This window comes from uncultured Desulfosarcina sp., assembly GCF_963664155.2.
In the GTDB taxonomy this organism is placed as follows: Bacteria; Desulfobacterota; Desulfobacteria; order Desulfobacterales; family Desulfosarcinaceae; genus Desulfosarcina.
Genome location: NZ_CAXXXH010000002.1, coordinates 1089388 through 1107162, shown reverse-complemented (window position 1 = coordinate 1107162; position 17775 = coordinate 1089388). Strand labels below are relative to the sequence as shown.

Annotated in this window: 18 protein-coding genes and 1 tRNA gene; 13 read left to right on the top strand and 6 right to left on the bottom strand. The window is 51.9% G+C overall.

The genetic code is table 11. The features are described from left to right. The first annotated feature begins 57 nt into the window (after positions 1 to 57). The 3 genes from ACHZBS_RS29090 (at position 58) to ACHZBS_RS29080 (ending at position 3401) form a co-directional block, all read left to right on the top strand. Positions 58 to 489, top strand: a complete 432-nt coding sequence (locus ACHZBS_RS29090) for an ACT domain-containing protein (RefSeq protein WP_394708073.1) — start codon at positions 58 to 60, stop codon at positions 487 to 489. Between the two features lie 300 nt (positions 490 to 789). Beyond that, the gene (locus tag ACHZBS_RS29085; RefSeq protein WP_319410038.1) at positions 790 to 1011 is read left to right on the top strand and encodes a hypothetical protein; all 222 of its coding nucleotides are present in this window, start codon (positions 790 to 792) and stop codon (positions 1009 to 1011) included. Between the two features lie 77 nt (positions 1012 to 1088). Beyond that, positions 1089 to 3401 carry a GspE/PulE family protein gene (locus ACHZBS_RS29080; protein WP_319410037.1) on the top strand — a complete coding sequence of 771 codons (2313 nt, stop codon included), beginning with the start codon at positions 1089 to 1091 and terminating at the stop codon, positions 3399 to 3401. Positions 3402 to 3574: 173 nt separating this feature from the next. Here the strand turns inward: ACHZBS_RS29080 and ACHZBS_RS29075 are convergent, their stop codons facing one another. Genes ACHZBS_RS29075 through ACHZBS_RS29060 form a run of 4 tightly spaced genes read right to left on the bottom strand, consistent with a single transcriptional unit; the run spans position 3575 to position 7316 of the window. Continuing rightward, the gene (locus tag ACHZBS_RS29075) at positions 3575 to 5416 is read right to left on the bottom strand and encodes a M48 family metalloprotease (protein ID WP_319410036.1); all 1842 of its coding nucleotides are present in this window, start codon (positions 5414 to 5416) and stop codon (positions 3575 to 3577) included. A 27-nt stretch (positions 5417 to 5443) separates the two neighbouring features. Then, positions 5444 to 6025, bottom strand: a complete 582-nt coding sequence (locus tag ACHZBS_RS29070) for an epoxyqueuosine reductase QueH (RefSeq protein WP_319410035.1) — start codon at positions 6023 to 6025, stop codon at positions 5444 to 5446. After that, positions 6022 to 6705 (bottom strand): YggS family pyridoxal phosphate-dependent enzyme, encoded by a 684-nt coding sequence (locus ACHZBS_RS29065; protein WP_319410034.1) that lies wholly within the window; start codon positions 6703 to 6705, stop codon positions 6022 to 6024. The genes ACHZBS_RS29070 and ACHZBS_RS29065 overlap by 4 nt, the downstream gene beginning before the upstream one ends. Continuing rightward, the gene (locus ACHZBS_RS29060; protein ID WP_319410033.1) at positions 6702 to 7316 is read right to left on the bottom strand and encodes a Maf family protein; all 615 of its coding nucleotides are present in this window, start codon (positions 7314 to 7316) and stop codon (positions 6702 to 6704) included. Before ACHZBS_RS29060 ends, ACHZBS_RS29065 begins: the two co-directional genes overlap by 4 nt. Positions 7317 to 7347: 31 nt before the next feature. Here ACHZBS_RS29060 and ACHZBS_RS29055 point away from each other — a divergent pair, with 31 nt between their 5' ends. The 6 genes from ACHZBS_RS29055 (at position 7348) to ACHZBS_RS29030 (ending at position 11458) form a co-directional block, all read left to right on the top strand. Next, complete coding sequence (locus ACHZBS_RS29055; RefSeq protein WP_319410032.1) at positions 7348 to 8046, top strand: potassium transporter; 699 nt, start codon at positions 7348 to 7350, stop codon at positions 8044 to 8046. Between the two features lie 144 nt (positions 8047 to 8190). Further along, positions 8191 to 8278: transfer RNA gene (locus ACHZBS_RS29050), tRNA-Leu, on the top strand. Between the two features lie 150 nt (positions 8279 to 8428). Next, a complete protein-coding gene (locus ACHZBS_RS29045) occupies positions 8429 to 9535 on the top strand; it encodes a 3-deoxy-7-phosphoheptulonate synthase (RefSeq protein WP_319410031.1) in 1107 nt (368 codons plus the stop codon). Positions 9536 to 9580: 45 nt separating this feature from the next. Next, positions 9581 to 9952 (top strand): hypothetical protein, encoded by a 372-nt coding sequence (locus ACHZBS_RS29040; RefSeq protein WP_319410030.1) that lies wholly within the window; start codon positions 9581 to 9583, stop codon positions 9950 to 9952. Positions 9953 to 10427: 475 nt separating this feature from the next. Continuing rightward, complete coding sequence (locus tag ACHZBS_RS29035) at positions 10428 to 10619, top strand: hypothetical protein (protein ID WP_319410029.1); 192 nt, start codon at positions 10428 to 10430, stop codon at positions 10617 to 10619. A 182-nt stretch (positions 10620 to 10801) separates the two neighbouring features. Continuing rightward, positions 10802 to 11458, top strand: a complete 657-nt coding sequence (locus ACHZBS_RS29030) for an OmpA family protein (RefSeq protein ID WP_319410028.1) — start codon at positions 10802 to 10804, stop codon at positions 11456 to 11458. Between the two features lie 116 nt (positions 11459 to 11574). On the opposite strand, the gene ACHZBS_RS29025 is transcribed toward ACHZBS_RS29030, so the two are convergent. Next, a complete protein-coding gene (locus ACHZBS_RS29025; RefSeq protein WP_319410027.1) occupies positions 11575 to 13590 on the bottom strand; it encodes a HAMP domain-containing methyl-accepting chemotaxis protein in 2016 nt (671 codons plus the stop codon). A 169-nt stretch (positions 13591 to 13759) separates the two neighbouring features. Next, positions 13760 to 14665 carry a PhnD/SsuA/transferrin family substrate-binding protein gene (locus ACHZBS_RS29020; protein ID WP_319410026.1) on the bottom strand — a complete coding sequence of 302 codons (906 nt, stop codon included), beginning with the start codon at positions 14663 to 14665 and terminating at the stop codon, positions 13760 to 13762. A gap of 484 nt (positions 14666 to 15149) precedes the next feature. Here ACHZBS_RS29020 and ACHZBS_RS29015 point away from each other — a divergent pair, with 484 nt between their 5' ends. The 4 genes from ACHZBS_RS29015 (at position 15150) to ACHZBS_RS29000 (ending at position 17279) form a co-directional block, all read left to right on the top strand. Beyond that, entirely contained in the window at positions 15150 to 15722 is a 573-nt protein-coding gene (locus ACHZBS_RS29015; RefSeq protein ID WP_319410025.1) for a sigma-70 family RNA polymerase sigma factor, read from the top strand. After that, on the top strand, positions 15719 to 16225 hold the full coding sequence (locus ACHZBS_RS29010; RefSeq protein WP_319410024.1) for a zf-HC2 domain-containing protein: 507 nt from the start codon (positions 15719 to 15721) through the stop codon (positions 16223 to 16225). Before ACHZBS_RS29015 ends, ACHZBS_RS29010 begins: the two co-directional genes overlap by 4 nt. Beyond that, entirely contained in the window at positions 16215 to 16670 is a 456-nt protein-coding gene (locus ACHZBS_RS29005) for a hypothetical protein (RefSeq protein WP_319410023.1), read from the top strand. The genes ACHZBS_RS29010 and ACHZBS_RS29005 overlap by 11 nt, the downstream gene beginning before the upstream one ends. 189 nt (positions 16671 to 16859) lie before the next feature. Next, complete coding sequence (locus ACHZBS_RS29000) at positions 16860 to 17279, top strand: hypothetical protein (RefSeq protein WP_319410022.1); 420 nt, start codon at positions 16860 to 16862, stop codon at positions 17277 to 17279. Positions 17280 to 17775 lie beyond the last annotated feature (496 nt).

The window sequence follows — 17775 nt, the reverse complement described above, 5'->3', positions numbered from 1 at the left end:
AGAAAACCATCGCTTAAGCAGGCTAATCCTATGACCGACGAAATTGTGGAGGAACGTATGCAGGTTGAACAGATTTCGGTTTTTCTGGAAAATAAATCCGGGCGGCTTTCGGAAGTGACTGCTATTTTGGCTGAAGCAGAAGTGAACATTCGTGCCCTGGCCCTTGCCGACACTTCGGATTTTGGCGTGTTGCGTTTGATAGTGGATGATACGGAAAAGGCGCGACAGACGCTTAAAAACAATGGGTTTACCGTTGGAAAAACCAATGTGGTGGCCGTGGAGGTGACTGATCGGCCCGGTGGACTTCACGATATCCTGACGATGCTTCATGACGCGAGCCTCAATGTTGAATACATGTACGCCTTCGTGCGTTCTTCAGGCGACAACGCGGTAATGATTTTTCGCATCGAGCAGGCGCAGGAGGCGGTCCGACTGCTTGAATCCAAGGGAGTCAACGTCATCGACGGCCAGCGCCTTTACACCCTTTGATCACATCGGACCGTTTTCAACAGCCTCGCTAAAGGCCGCGGTTGCCACAACACGCGTGAAACAGAAAATTGTGGTGCTTTTTTAGGGGATGATGTGGTATATAAGTACCTATTCACGACCACTTAGGCGCTTTCCGCAAAGTCGTTTTGAAGTCCCGGCGATTTTTTTCGTTTTCAAGATTCCGCGAAGTGATCATGGGCACCTGGGTGAAGGCTGCCGAAAAGAAGAAAACGGGATAACGGGTAAGTTGAAATCTTGCAGTTTGTATTGAGATTGTTTCAGATCCTATCAGGTTGATCCATGACCGACAAACAGGTGAATCAGGCCCAAGTCGTCTGGGCCGTTGCATTGATACTGGCTGGTTTAGGGGTTTTTTACCGTCTCCCCCAGGTGATGCCAAACATCGAGCAGATCCCTATTTTTGCATCCGCCTCCGGCCTTATCCGATTCTGTTTCTATTTTATGGGACTCTTCCTTATCGGGGGAGGATGCAAAAAACTTTACGGCCAGTATCGCAAATAGGGCCGTTTCACCATCACTGTATATTTGGCACCGTGCGCGTTCAACAAATATACCCAACCCATCGCAGGTAACGATTTATGGCCAATGCAGAGATTTCCTTGACCCTCGACGATGATACGGACAGTTCACCCATGTCTGAAGCCAAATATAAATCCAGGATTCAGGCGATCGGCAATCGGCTCAACGAAGCCAATAACCTGGGTGAAGCGCTGATCAATCTGAAAGACGAAATTTGCGAACTGTTCGGAGCCGATCGGATCACTGTCTATGTGGTGGACGGCGTCAAACGGGAACTGGTATCGCGCTTCAAGTCGGGCAGTGAAGTGGCCGAAATCCGGATCCCCGTGGCCCAGACCAGCATCGCCGGGTATTCCGCATTGAAGCAGACCCTGGTGAACATCAAGGACGCCTATGACCAGAAGGAATTGACGGCCATCGCCTCAGAACTTCAGTTCGATTCCAGCTGGGACCGTCGATCCGGCTATCGGACCAAGGAGGTCCTGGCTCATCCCATCGTTTATCAGAAGTATCTTATGGGCACCATGGAGTTGATCAACCGCAAAGGCAATGGTGAGTTCGGAGAAGCGGAGGAAAAGGCCATCCAGGATCTGTCCAAGATCATGGGGGTGGCGCTTTACAACCAGAAACGCATCGCCGCCCGGGGCAGCCGCACCAACAAATACGATTTCCTGCTGGAAAACCATCTGCTTACCCAAAAAGAGTTGACCCAGGCTATTAACGCTGCCGCTCAGCGTAAAGAACCGGTTTCCGCGGTACTGATGAAGGATTTCAAGATTCCAAAAAAAGAGATCGGCAGCGCTCTGGAAAAATACTACAAGACCAGCTTCATGGAATACAACGCCAATTATCCGATCCCGGGTGACCTCATGGCGGGCCTGAAAGTGCCTTTCATGAGAAACAATATCTGGGTGCCTCTGAAAAGTGAAGACAAGAAAGTCGTTATCGCCGTCGACAATCCTCACGACCTGAAAAAAATCGACGAAATCAAAGCCTTGTTTCCGGGGCGCCCCGTCACCTTTTATGTCAGTCTCAAACAGGACATCCTCGATTTCATCAAGCTGTTCACCCAGGATGAAAAGGAACTGGCCGAGATCGACGATATCCTCTCCCAGCTTCAGGTGGAGTCTGAAGAGGTGGAAGAGGCGGAGTCCGGCATTGGCGATGAGGACAGCGCCGTGGTTCAACTGGTCAACAAGATCATCCTGGATGCCCACAGCCGCGGAGCGTCAGATATTCATATCGAACCCTACCCGGGCAAGCAGAATACTCAGGTGCGCATCCGGGTGGACGGCTCGTGCACCGTCTATCAGACCATCCCCTTTTCATACAAGGCCGCTGTGGTCTCCAGAATCAAGATCATGTCAGACCTGGACATCGCCGAGCGGCGGCTGCCTCAGGACGGCAAGATCAAGTTTAAAAAATACGGCGGCAAGGACATCGAACTTCGTGTGGCCACCATCCCCACCCAGGGTGGACTGGAAGACGTGGTCATGCGTCTCCTAGCGGCCGGCGAACCCATCCCCTTGGACAAGATGGGTTTTTCCAAGCCTAACTATAAAAATTTTATAAGCGTGATTACCCAACCTTACGGATTGATCTTTGTTTGCGGCCCCACCGGTTCCGGTAAAACCACCACCTTGCATTCGGCCTTGAGTTTTATCAACAAGACCGAAACCAAGATCTGGACCGCCGAGGACCCGGTCGAAATTACCCAGCGCGGACTTCGCCAGGTGCAGGTGAAACCCAAGATCGGGTTCGATTTTGCTGCGGCCATGCGGGCCTTTCTGCGTGCCGATCCGGACGTGATCATGGTCGGTGAAATGCGTGATAAGGAGACGACTTCCATCGGCATCGAGGCATCCCTGACCGGACACCTGGTCTTTTCGACCCTGCACACCAACAGCGCACCGGAAAGCATCACCCGTCTGCTGGACATGGGCATGGACCCATTCAACTTTGCCGATGCCATCCTGTGCATCCTGGCCCAGCGGCTTGTGCGAACCCTGTGCAAAACCTGTAAGCGCAATTATCACCCCAGTAAAGAGGAATATGACGAACTGGTCCGTGAATACGGCGAAGAAGAGTTCGAGAAAAATCTGAACATTCCCTACACCGACGACCTGCAACTGGCTAAACCGGAAGGGTGCGATCTATGCAGCAACACCGGCTACCGGGGCCGCATGGGCATCCATGAACTGTTGATGGGCACAGACGATATGAAAAAACTGATCCAGACCAAGGCTGAGATGGGGAAAATACGTGAACAGGCCATTTTTGACGGCATGACGACGTTGAAGCAGGACGGCATCGAGAAAATTTTTCAGGGGCATTGCGATTTAATCGAGGTGAGGAAGGTCTGCATCAAGTAGTGCCAATCCATAGATCTCATCTTTTTGCCCAGGCCGGTGTTCTCGCGATATTGAAATTCTCGACGTAGTGCGGCTACGCCCCCGGTTTCAATATTGCTGCGGCCTTGGCCTGAACCAAAATCTACCAATTCTGAAACGGCTTTATTCGAGGGTTTGTCCCCCCCCCCCGCCAATCATTTTTCAGTAGGATCCACACGGGCAGCCTGGAATTTTTTCAGCTGCCCGCTGTAGTAAGCGCGGTTGGATTTGGCCAGTTCAAGGGCGGTCCTGGCTGCATCGATGGCTTCGGCGATTCGTCCGTTGACGAAAAGGCTTTCGGCCAGGGTGTCCAAAATGTGAGGGGACTGCTCAATGGTGGTGGCCTTGCGCGCCAGTTCCAATGCCTGTTCCGGGTTCCGGTATGCCGGATTTTCGCAGGTGGCCAAAAGCCATGCGAAGTTATTCAACACGATGGCGCTTTCCGGATCGATGTCAAGGGCGGTCCGGTAGGCAGTCGCTGCCTGCTCGAAGCTGTTGCGGCCGAAATACAGATCCCCAAGCATGCCGTAAAGGCCGGCACTGCTTTTCCCATCGCGTGAAATCTTGTTCAAAATGGCCGTTTCAAAAAACTTCTCGTTGAGATGCTTGCCGGTCTGACCGAAGTTGAGCTGGTAGCCGGCAATACCCACCACCACCATTGTCGCCACATAGATGGCAATGCTGACCAGCACCTTACGGTCGTGGCGCTTAATCCAGGTGCGGTCTGCCTCGCAGCACCTTAAAAAATCAACCCGCTGACCAATGCTGAAGTGATGCCAGTTGGGTTTATCCGGCGAATGGCCGGAAACGGCCACAATTTTTTCAAAGGTGGAAATCAGCGGAGCGGCACTGGTGAAGAGGCCATAAACCGAGGCGTCGGCCTGGCGCTCGAAGTTGCGCATGAAATAGCCGAAGATAAATCGAAAATAGACGAGGAAATTGAATATGATAGCCAGGCTGAGCAGCCCTGTGGTGACCGTGGTGCGGCTGATTCCGGTCATGAACACAAAGCGATACAAGGGCTCGGAAAAGATGATCAGGTAGACGATGAGATCGAACGTGGCATAGGCGATGACCATGTAGCCGATAAAGAAAAAGAGGTAGAACAGCAGATGGTGTTTTTTCACGTGGCCCACTTCGTGGGCGATGACGGCATCTACCTCCTCGGGACTCAGGATACGGAGCAGGGCGTCGGTAATCAGGATATAGCGAAAGCGGCCGACCAACCCCATCACTCCGGCAGTGATCATGCGGCCGCCGAAGATAGGCCAGTAAAGAATATCCGCATATTTCAGGTTGGCCCGCCGGCAGAGGGCTTCGATGCGATCGCGATAATAGCCGGCTTCAAGGGGGCGGCAACGCCAGAATTTTTGGATGATCAGCGGGCCAAGCGCAGCCACGGCAAACAGAAAAAAGAGAAAGTAGGCCGTTTCGCCTTCAGGAGATGTCAACACCTGACGGGGCAGGTCGAAGGGCAGGGCCAGAATCAGGTCGGCGACGCCGGAGAGCAGCAGCCAGGGCAGCAGCACGGGCACACTGAAGGCGATGTTGGAGGCCACATAGGCTTGGCGTGTAATCTCGGCCCGATAAATCTGCCGGTAGGCGTCATGGGCGTTGGTCCAGACAATAGCCAGATAGCCTATGAAAAGGGCCATAAACAAGAGGGCTTCAAGGGTGGGGAGTGCTTCGAACAGCCATATGCCCGTTAAAAAAGAAGAGAGATTGAGAACGTAAATATCCACGGCGAAAAGAGCGATGGCCAGGATGGACTGTCGGGTCAGCGCCGATGAAAATTGCTGGTCCAGAACATCGCGGCCGTGGGTGGCGGACATGCGTGCGATTCGGGTGAATTGACGTCTGCAAAAAATGAAAAAGAGCAGGATCAGCGAAAAAAAGAAAATCAGCGTGTCCAGGAAAGCGAAGTTGGTCTGCTCTGAAGGTTGGTAGGTGGAGTAGATCAACAGGGCGACGATGAAATAGATGAAGTTTCCGAACATGGCGTTAACTGTCCTGGCGGGATGGCATCAGGCGGATTTGCCACCTGATTCACCACCGGATGAGGGCACGTTTTTTTTGGATTGGCGATAGTAGCGTTCTTTTTCGCTGTAAATACAACCGCAGTAGGGCTGGCGATACATGCCCAGCCGACGGGATTCGTCAATACCGGTTTTCCATCCGTCCCGAAAATCCTGATAAAAAAATGGTACGCCCACCGACTTCCCCACGGCTTCGCCGATCGATCGAATCTGATCGTGATTTTGAAATCGGCTGTAGAGCAAGGTGCTGGTAAATCCGTCAAATTTACCCTTTTTGGCGAAATTGGCCGTGGTAGCCAGACGGTCGTGGTAGCAGTAGGTGCATCGCTCGGATTCCCGGAAGGCCACATTGCGTAAAAAAGCCTCGATCGCATATCCGGACTGATAAATCATTTTCAGGTCGATGGATTCCGCATAGGTTTTCAGGGTTTCCTCCCGCCGTATGCACTCGGTAAAGGGGTGGATGTTGTTGCGATAGAAAAAACCCATGACATCGTAATGGTCGTCGCGCAGCACCTGTACCGGATAGATGCTGCACGGGCCGCAGCAGATATGCATCAGCAGCTTCATTGGCGGGCTCCGAAAATAGCAGTGCCGATGCGCACCAGAGTGGCGCCTTCTTCGATGGCCACCTCGAAATCACCGGTCATGCCCATTGACAACTCCTCCATGATCACGCCGGGGATGCCGTGCGCGGCGATCCGGTCCCGCAGCCGGGCCAACTGGCGAAAAAAGGGGCGGGCTTGTTCCGGTGCGTCAAAAAAGGGCGGCATGGTCATCAGACCTTTTATCCGAACATGTTCGAGACCGCTGATCTGCGTTATCAGTTGAACGGCTCCGGTCTCTGTTATTCCCGATTTGGTCTCTTCCCGGCTGATATTCACCTGAATGAGAATATCCTGTACCTTGCCGTTTTTGTGGGCCTCTTTGTCCAGCGCAGTGGCCAGCTTGATGGACTCCACCGAATGGATCAAATCAAACATGCGCACGGCGTATTTGGCTTTGTTGGATTGCAGGTGGCCGATGAAGTGCCATTGCACGGGGCGGTCAATCAGGGCATTGAACTTTTCCCGGGCCTCTTGGATATAGTTTTCACCTAAAATAACGGCACCGGCATCGATGGCTTTTGCCACCCTGTCTGCTTTTACCGTCTTGCTCACCGCCACCAGGCGGATGGTTTCGGGATTGCGGCCGCAACCGGTTGCCGCGTCGGCGATTCGCTTGTTGATCCGGTCCAGACGTCCTTTCACAGCGCGAGTCCTTTCGGGTTATCTGCATTCATACTCACGACACCTATTTTGATCAAGGTTTCAATCACTTCACACACGGGCAGTCCCACCACATTGGTATAGGAGCCGTTTATACGCCGGACGAGGAAGGTTCCCATCCCCTGGATGGCGTATGCGCCGGCCTTGTCAAAGGGTTCGCCGGTCTGGATATACCAGTCGATTTCTTCGGTGGTGAGGTCCTTGAACTGCACATCGGTTTTAATCGCATCGCTGATACCGGCCCCTTTATTTTTGCAGACGATGGCATATCCGGTATATACAAAATGGGACTGGCCGCTCAGTCGTTCCAGCATTTGTCGCGCTTCATACGGATCGACCGGCTTGCCGAGAATGGCACTGTCGATGGTAACGATCGTATCCGCGCCGATTACCCAACTGTCCGGATATTGCCGGGCAACCTCATCGGCTTTGGCTGCTGCAAGGGCTTTGACATAGTCTGCGGGGTTTGGTAACTGGATCGAATCTTCATCGAAACTGCTTGGAATTACGGTAAAGGTCAACCCGGCCTGTTCGAGCAGGTAGCGGCGCCGGGGGGACTGGGATGCCAGTATCAATTGGGGAACAGTTTTCATTTGAAGTCTCAATCGTTTTTTACCAAATGCCATGAATAATAACAAGGATCAAAGGGATCACCCCATTAACCCCTCCCGCTTCTGGGTCATCGGCGCCGGCCATTTCGGGCAGATTGCCGTGGAACGGATCATCCGGCATATCGCCCATGCGACGATTATCGTGGTAGATAAAAATCCGGCCACGATTGACGGTGACGGAATCGCGATCCGCGAAGACGGTATCGAATGGCTGAATGCCATGCTTGATCAGGACTCACCGGTGGATATGATCGTACCGGCCATTCCTGTTCATGTCGCAGCAGAATGGTTGAAGCTTAACCTGAAGCATTCGTATGATATAACTCCCGTAATAATTCCAGATTCCTGGCTGTCCCGAATGCCCCATGCATTGCGCGGAACAACCGGTCAGGCGTTTGTCAGCCACGCGGATTTCCTTTGCCCTGACAACTGCCCGGAACCGGAAAAGATCTGCACCCATACCGGAAAACCCAGACCCCCGGATATGTTCCGCTTGCTTGAAAAATTGGAAGTTAACGATGCCATGCCCATTGTCATTCGCAGCCATCAACTGCTGCCCGGAGTCGGTGGCATTTATCCCACGGACCTGAGGTCCGCATTGGACACCGTGCGCAATAACTGCCAAAAAACGTTGATGATCGCTACCGCGTGCCGGTGTCACGGCGTGGTGGACTTCATGCGTCTGGAAATGAAAGGTGGTAAAGCCGGTTGAAGCTAAACGACCCGATTCGGAAAGACCCTATTTACGAAAAGGACCACCAAGCCATTTTCTTGACATTTCGAGGGATACCCGTTATTAGCTGCCTCACAAAGCTGAACCATTTAGCCGCACGATTCGCACGAATTAACACCAATTGCCTGGGTGGCGGAATTGGTAGACGCAAGGGACTTAAAATCCCTCGGGGCTTAGCCCCGTGCCGGTTCGATTCCGGCCCTAGGCACCAATTAAACCAGGGGTTTAGAAAAAAAGCTAAATCCCTTTTTTCTTTTTTACATCTGCCTTGTACAACAATTGTACAAGGATTGATTACGGGGTATGGTGTGTGACACAACCGCTCAAATAAAATTCTTGATTGAAATGCCTTTTACCTGAAATGAGCAGTTCAAATTCCTTGAAGAAAAAAATGAAAAAAACTTACGATTTAAATGTCCTTAAACGAACCTCCATTATCACGCCGGATCAGCTTCGGGAAGAATTTCCGATGACTGATAAAGCGACCCAAACCGTTCTGGACAGCCGGCAGGAAATAAAAAATATCCTGGATGGCAAAGATAGCCGGCTATTGATCATCACCGGGCCTTGTTCCATTATCAGCCAGCGGCAAGCGTTAAAATACGGTGAACTCCTTGCCGGACTGCAGGAGAAAGTCAAAAAGACCATCAAACTGGTCATGCGGGTCTATTTTGAAAAACCGAGGACCAATGTGGGCTTCAAAGGCCTCATTTCCGATCCCCATCTCGACAAGAAAACCTTTGATATCGACGAAGGATTGAGAAAAGCCCGAAAAATATTGATGGATCTGAATGAGATGGGCGTGGCCGCCGGAACGGAAATTCTTAGCCAGACGGCCGCTGAACGCTTGTCCGGATTAATCTCCTGGGCCTGCATCGGCGCCCGAACCACCGAATCCCAAAATCACCGGGAGTGGGCCAGCGCCTTCTCAATGCCGGTGGGTTTTAAAAATGGGACCGATGGAAATTTGAATTCGGCCATCAATGCTCTGTTGGCAGCCTCCACACCACAGGTCTTTGTTGGAAATGATCCTTACGGCGTCACATCAAGGGTCTTTTCAAAAGGCAATCGATATTGCCACATTGTATTGCGGGGGGGCAAACGACCCAACTACGATCCGGTCAGTATCGGTGAGGCTTGCAACATGCTGTCCAAGTACCCCTTGCTGCTTCAATCCGTTATTGTGGACTGCTCCCATAAAAATTCCGGCAAGGATTTCCGCAAGCAGGGAGAGGTCTTCAATCATGTGTTGATTCAGAGAGTCGGCCATACCAACGGCATTCACATCAAGCCCAACAAGGCTATCTGTGGAATGATGCTGGAGAGCAATGTAGAAGGGGGAAAGCAACCCTTTATTTACGGTGAAACCCGGAAGGAAGACCTTAACCCATTTGTTTCCATAACGGATGCGTGTATCGGATGGGAGGAGACCGAAGAAATCATCATCGCCGCCCATCGACAGTTATAAATCTGGAAAGGGATGAATTCTCTGAAAAACGTATGGCCACCCTCGATGCCGACGCCGAATGAGGAGATGATGGAAAATTCTGTTGAAAAACGAGATGACCAACGGATCGAACCACTTTCTGTACCGGATATCCGGTTGTTCATTCAGGGGAAGGTGCGTGACTTGGTCAATGTCAGCGACAACGGGTTCGGCATCCTGATTGACACGCCAACGGACTTTCACCTGGGTCAGCGGATTGATGATATCCGTTTGGAGATGGATGGCAATTTGCACCGGCTTCAGGGTGCCGTCGCCCATATCACCCGCATGGAAACAGGGCATCTCCTCGGCATTCGCCTGGTACTGAATTCCATCGAGGAGTATCGGTTTGTCGCTGATCTGAAAAATTGCTGTGTCGTAGCGACTGAGCATCGTTAAACCCATTGCCGGGCAGTTGCGGATCGCCTGGCTCCTGCCGATGGAGCAAAATAAGAATTCAATTAAGCTTTCTAAAAGCCGATTTCTTATCTTCGGTAGATCCTTTCAGTTTCATACTTCCTGTCGTTTATCATGCCCTCCTGTTTTGAAAAAAATGAACTTTTTTCCGGTGTCCGGTGTCTATGGTTTCAACCATGACAAAGGAGGCTGAAAATGAAAATGACGGAAAAGTGGATCATAGCGGTTACGACGGTCTTAAGTCTTTGTCTGATGTCCCCATCGGTCTGGGCAGGATCCAAACAGCAGCATCGCTGGGAAGGGGTCGCTATCGGTGTCGGTGCGGCAATTGTGGGCAGCGCTTTGATCAACCCTCATGCAATAGGTTATCACAGCGGACCACCGGTGGCGCTTTCCTTCAACTACCGGGAGAACCACCGGTATTACACAAGGCACCAGGGATACAGGAAGCCGCACGATGGCCGCCCTCAAAATCATTGGCGGGGCCAACATTATCAAGATCCTTGCCATCACGGGGGCTCGTATAGTCATCGGCATATGGGTGGCTGGAACTCCCATGACCGGGGCAACCATGGCGATAGCCAAAGAAATCTTAACCGCGGCCACGGTGTACGGAGATAACAAGCGTATTTATCCAACGCAGGCGTGAATTGGCTTAGAATGGAACATTCGGAGCATCTGCAGAATGGATGCCCCGGCCCGTTCGTCAAAATAAACTTAGACATCCCTGATTGCCTGATTTATATTGGCAACCGTTGGAGAAATCGATAAGCGTCGTTTATTATGATGATTAAAGCCCATACATTTTGGGAGAGGGAGGATATCGCAACAATGAAAAAATGGATACTGATTGTTATGATAGGGATGTTCGCGTTGAATGGCTGTGCAACACCCGAGACCAAAACCGGAAAAGGGGCTGCCTATGGTGCTGCCGGTGGAGCGGTGGCCGGTGCTGTATTGGGCCAGGCCATTGGTCGAAACACCCAGGGAACACTCATCGGCGCTGCTGCCGGTGCTGCCGTGGGTGCTGCTGCCGGTGCCGGTGTCGGTAAAATGATGGACAAGCAGGAAGCGGAGATGCGCAATGCCCTGGCGGCTTCCGATGCGGCGGCCGTGAGGCGGGAAGGGGAACTATTGGCGATTACCCTGAAAGGGGACGTCAGCTTCGATCTGGATTCCGATGTCGTCCGGCCCGGCCTGTTCAATGAATTGGACCGAATCGCCCAGATCATGATCAAGTATCCTCAGACCTCGATCCTGGTGGAAGGTCACACGGACAGCACCGGTTCAGAAACATACAACCAGCAGCTTTCCGAGCGTCGTGCCACCAGCGTGAAAAATCTCTTGGTGCAGCGAGGTGTTCAGGAATACCGGATCAATATCATCGGTTACGGAAAGAGCCGTCCGGTGGCCACCAACGCCACACCGGAAGGACGCCAGATGAACCGCCGGGTGGAAATCCGCATCAATCCTAATGCCCAGGGATGACAACGCGTTGCTTTTACTCATAACCAATGAGATCATGCATTGCCAAATAGATAAAGAAAGGGGCGGCTTTTTCAGCCCCTTTCTTTATTCCAAATTATTCCGACTGAATCGTCCGTTTATGCTTTCCGGTACTTGAATTTTCCCACCAGCGTATTCAACTGGTTGGCCAGGCGATAAAGTTCATCGGCGCTTTGGTTCACCTGCGTACTGTTGCCGGAGAGTTGAGTGGATACTTCATTGACTCCGGCGATCTCCTTGGCAATTTCACCGGAAACCAAACTGCTCTGGGTGACGTTTTCGTTGACATCCTGAATTCCCTGGGATGCCTGAGCCACATTTCCGGCGATCTCCTTGGTGGTAACCGACTGCTCTTCCACTGCCGTGGCGATGGTGGATACAATTTCGTTAACGCTGTTGATGACCTGGGAAATCTTGTCGATCTGGGTGATGGTTTCAGAGGTGGACCCCTGTATTCCTTCGATCTGGTTGCGGATTTCCAGCGTGGCGGCCGCCGTCTGCTTGGCCAGTTCCTTGATTTCATTGGCGACTACGGCGAATCCTTTGCCGACGTCGCCGGCACGCGCCGCTTCGATGGTGGCATTCAGAGCCAATAGGTTGGTTTGGTCGGAGATTTCGGTGATGGTCTGGGTCACTTTACCGATAGACTGGGCCGCCTGATCTAATCTGCCCATGCGCGATGTGGCCTCTTCGGCCTGAGTCACGGCTGCTTCGGAGATATTTCGGGCTTTTTCCGAGTTCATGGCGATTTCATTAATCGTGGCGGTCATCTCTTCAGCCGCCGAGGCCACCATGTTGACATTGGTGGCTGTTTCGCTGCTAGAGGAGGCCACCGTATTCATGTTCACGCTCATCTCCTCCGCGGCAGACGCCACCGTGGACGACAGCCCCGACATGTTCTGTGCCCCTTCGGACAATTTTCCGGACAGGTTGGATAAGGAATCCGACGAGGTTCCCAGGGCGCCGGCAGTACCGGCAATATCCGCGATGATGCCCTGGAGTTTATCGAGAAAAATGTTGAACCATTTGGACAGTTCTCCAACCTCGTCTTTGCTGTCCACATTTAGGCGGATGGTCAAGTCGCCTTCACCTTCGGCAATGTCCTTCACCACGATCAGAGTCTGTTTTAAGGGCATTATCACCCGTTGAATGATAAAAAACAGGATGGTGGCCACCAGCACGATGCAGATGATGCCACCGGAGACGTTAACCTGTTTGGTCTTCATGATCATGGCCGTACTGGCTTGCTTCAGCGTGTCGGTGGTGGCTTCGGCAGTCGTTTGATTCTTCTTGATAATTGCGCCAACGGTGGTGCCGACACCCTCCTGGACTTTCTGCGCTTCGGTCTTCAAGACCGATGCGGACAGCGATTTGTTGCTCTCCACCAGCTCGGAGAAGCGTTCGGACATCTCGCTGATTCTTTGCATCACCGATGCCTTGTTGATGCACAACTCGATAGAGCCCAACACATTATCTTCGAACTTGATGGTCTTATTGACGATCATGACACCGTTGTCATTCTTCGCACCGGTCAGAATCTTGCTGTAACGATTTTTTCCTTCACCTTTGAGATAGGTCTGGATTTTTTCGTTTTTCTGATCGATAAATCGGGTGAGCAACTGTCCATCAGGTCTGAAATAAAAGGCATAGATGACATTAGGATTTTGAAGTACCGCATTCACATAACTGTTCAATGCCTGAAAATCTTTACCGATAATGGCATTCGGGGCGACCCTGGCCATGAGGAGGGCGATGGACTCGCCGCTTTCCATCATCATCGCCTCCCAGTCATATTCAATTCTGGCTTTCTGCTTCTCCAAAGCCCGGGTAGTTGACCGGGAGAGTTCGGAACTCGACGCTTGGGACATGTCGGTCAGGGATTTGTCGATATCGCTTTTAAGCGTCTTCAAATCCCTGCTGATCTCTGCGTTGGCCGTGCCGAGCGTCTGTTCAATGCCCTGTCGCATGGTTCGGTTGAGCCGCTGCTGCACCGCTACCAGCGTCAACGACAGACCGGTAATGACAATAATCAACGTCGCTACAGTGGGTAACAGCAGCTTTCCGCGAACTCCGAGGTGAATTTGACTGGTCCGTGATTTTAATTGGTTAAGCATGATGGAGGCCTTTTCATCGTTTTGACGGAAGACAGGTTCGCTAAAATTTCCTGCAGTGAGTGGCCATGAGAATGAATGTCACTGACCTATTCCCGCTCCCAAGACACCGAAAACGGGAAAAGGCGTTGAAGACATGTCCCCAGGGACCCAAACGATCTGGGCGGCCGATCTACTTTTCGGCATATGCGCCGATTTTTAATTTCTTCTGAAGATCCTCTACCGGGCCATAGTCCAGGGCTTTCGACCATCCGATGACCTTGGCAGTTTTGGCCGCTGGATCTTCCGGTTTGAGTTTCATCAGCGCGTTCACCACTTTGTCGGACAGATCGACAGGTGTAGCCGCAATCCTTGCCAGGGGCCATTCTGGATAGAGGGTGGTGCTGCAGACGAAGGGAAAACCCGGATGCGCCTGTTTATTGACCACCTTGAAGTCATCCATGAAAATGCTGCCGCCGGCCGCCATCCGCTCCAAGGTGTCTGTCCTGACGGTTCCAGCCTCTACACCGCCGTTCAGGACGGCCAGTACCACATTTTCATGTTTGCCGCCAAACTCGAGCTTTCCAAAATCGGTGAACGGATCGACGCCGGCATCCAGGATCTCCTTGTAGGCCATCTGCCATCCACCGAATGAGGATTTGGAAACGGCCATGAAGGTTTTGCCCTTCAGATCCTTCACTTCGTTGATACCATCGTTGTCCGCGGTGGTGATGATCACGCCGCCAAAGGCCTTCAATGGGTTCCCCTGCCGGGAATTGATCATGGTGGCCACTTCTACCGCGCCATAGCGTACCTTGGCCTCTACGAACATGGATGAGTTGACCAGAAAAAAAGCGACGGAGCCCTGCTCGATCGCCGGGTTGACTTCCTTGAAATCAAGCGGAACGATTTCAAACTGGTTTCCCGGAAGCGAAGCCGTCAGGTAGTCGCCGGTTGCTTTCCATTGACTCAGCGCTTTTGCCGGACCATTTTTAGCCAGGATGCCGATTTTGACGGTGTCCCCGGCCAGAGAAACATTGACCATGCACAAAAGAACCAGAACAGCGAAAAGAATTGAAAACCATCTGCGTTTCATCATGACCTCCACGAATTGTATTAGAATCGGAACGATTAATGGTTACGCATCATGCGTCGACCGTATCTATCCTGTTTGCAGGATGAAACCTGCCTGCAAAATAGCAAAACACTTTCGCATGCAGTCACTATCGGCAGATATATGGATCGCTTTAATTTTTTTGGTAGATAGGCCCCATTTTTTTATGGGTGAAAGCTCACATCGCCGCATGCATCGGGCCGTGGCTCGTTTTCGCGGTTCGTTTTGAAATGGCAGTAAACCATAAATCTGAAATAGTCTGCAAAATCCATTTGACCCGGTTACCAAATGAATCTACTATTCAGCCCTCTCTGACGTAAGGATCAGATCGGCCGGATATACCCGCACCGTCTGCGGTGCACCCGTTCCCGATGTTTTGAATGACGCCGGTTTGTGCCGCCGCCATAAAACCTAAAAAATATTGAACTTTTTTTCCTGACCGGTGTCTAAAACCATACAAAACAGAATTGTGCACGACGAGGAACTGATCCTGCGGCTGCAACGGGGTGACGAATGGGCCTTTCAGCTGTTGGTTCGCCGGTTTCGCAAAAAAATTTTCTCCATCGCGTTTGGTATCACCCTCGACGCCGAGGAGAGTCAGGACATCACGCAGGAGGTTTTTCTGCAGGTTTATCGTACCATCGGCGATTTCAGGGGGGATGCGTCACTGGCCACGTGGCTGCACCGTATTACGGTAAACCGTTGCCTGAACTGGAAGCGTCGATGGGCCCGGCGATTCAAATGGCTGCACCTTTCCACCGACAGCGCCGATGATCTTCCGGCGGTAGAACCCGAAAGTGACTGCCCCTCGCCGGAAACCAGGTTAGCCAACGCGCAAACCCATCAGCAGATCGACAATGCCCTAAAAATGCTTCCGGATCAGGCCAGAACCGTTTTCGTGCTCAGGGAACTGGAGGGCCTCTCCTATGAAGCGATTGCCGATGCCACCGGGATCAAGCTGGGAACCGTGCGGTCTCGCTTGTTCCATGCACGCAAACGTCTCCAGGAGATCCTGCAGCCGCTGATTGAGGAGGAAATATGACCCATCCCTATTCAAACGCCTGCGATGAAATCCTGATAGACCGATATCTGGACGGAGATCTGGACGCCGGAGAAAAAGCACGGATAGAAGCCCATCTCGCGGGGTGCCGGCCATGCCGCCGCCGGGTCGATGCCATGGCGGCCTTTTCCCAGGATCTTCGCGACCGGGTTCATCGGGTTACGGAATCGGTGGATTTTATCGCCCTTGAAAAACAGGTGCTCAACAAGGCCCTCCGGCAACATCGTTCCCGCAGTGGCATCTCCCGGTTTGTCGCTTCCTTGAAATACGCCATCCCTGCCGCCGTAACGGCCAGTCTGTTGATCTTTTTCGTCTATTCCAATTTCGTGGGAAAACCGGCACCGACACCAGTGCCCAGCGCAATCATAAATTCTTTTACAGGATCGATGTCATCTGTTATGATTTTCGAAACTCCCAAAACGCGACAAACCATCCTCTGGTACAACGAAGACACGGACGTGGAAAGTGAAAAGAATGCGATTTAGATTTCGCTGTCTGCTGGTGTTTGCGGTATTGACACTATCCTGTTACAGCGCCCCCGACACCCCGTTGGCTAAAGAAAACTGCCGGATCAGCGTGGAGACCATCCTTGCCGCGCGCAATGACAACGTGGTCGATCCGCAGCTGAAACGACACATCGGCGAATTGCAATCCATGTTCAACTACACCTCTTACCGGCTGCTCAGCAGCGAAAGCCTCAACTTGAGCGTCGGCCAGTCAGGCATGGTGTCTCTACCCGGTGAACGCCGACTGAAGATTACACCCCATAAAATCCAAGGCAATCGAGCTGACATTACTCTGCGGATGATGAAACAGAAACGGACTGTTTTTGAAACCCAGATCCAGCTGCTCAATCGGGGGAGCCTGTTCGTCGGCGGTCCCACCTATCAGAACGGCAATCTCATCTTTAAAATTTCAAGCGCCTATTGAAAGCAGCGATCCTCAATCCGGATCGACCTTCCCATATCAGCCGTTAAAAAATAGAAAACCCAAAAAAATGCAGATAGTTGAAATTTGCATCGGTTTCCGTTTGTCCGCTTAAAAAAAAGCCGATCTCGTTGAACTTTTTTTGAAATGCGGTGTCTAATGGGGCAACGACAATGCAAAAGGAGGTTTACCATGAAAACGAATAAGCTACTCATCAGTCTGGTCATTGCCCTGTTCGGAATTGCATTGGTTTCCTCTTCCGCGCTGGCGGGAAGCAAACAGAGTCATCGATGGGAGGGGGTCGCCATCGGCATAGGAGCGGCGATTCTGGGTCATGCCATATACCAGTCACATATGGCCGTACATCGGCCGGAGGTCGTCTATGTTGAACCGGAACGGATCTATGGGGACAACCATGGCCCTGAGCACCGTTGCGGTCATTGGGAATGGCAGAAAACCTGGGTTCCCCCAATCTACGAAAGGGTATGGAATCCGGGGCACTACAATCGAAACGGTCGTTGGGTTTCGGGACATTGGATGGAGGTGGAAACCTCAGATGGTCACTGGATCCAAGATCGGGTGTGGGTCGCTGATAACCACGGTCGCTATTAATTTTGATTGAATACCCCTGATGCAGAAACCGATCCCCCGGGGGGTGCGTATCCTGAGGGGGATTGGTTTGGGCCAGCGTGGATCGCGTTGGGAAGATAATATCACAAAGTGGTATTACAAAATTCGCACTTTTAATGACTGACTGAACGCGTGATCTTTAAAAACAAGTCCATGCAAATAAGGTGGATAGGGGGATGACGCATGCTGAACATAAATTGAAAATAAAGAATGCCGGTTGAGTGATCGGTCCCCCCCCGGTAGCCCAATGAAAATTAGGTTTTACCCAGGATGGTGGCCTGTCCCCTATGATCCGGCCGTCCACGAAATCAAACCCGCCCGAGACGTTTTTTCCCGCCGGAGCATTTCGATGATGCTTCCATATAAATGAAAATTGCAAAAAGCAACCTGCCCTGATAGTTTAACGACGGATGGCCAAGCGCCATCGTTTTTCCAACACCATGTATAATCATGATACTTGGATTTTCGGAACATTCGA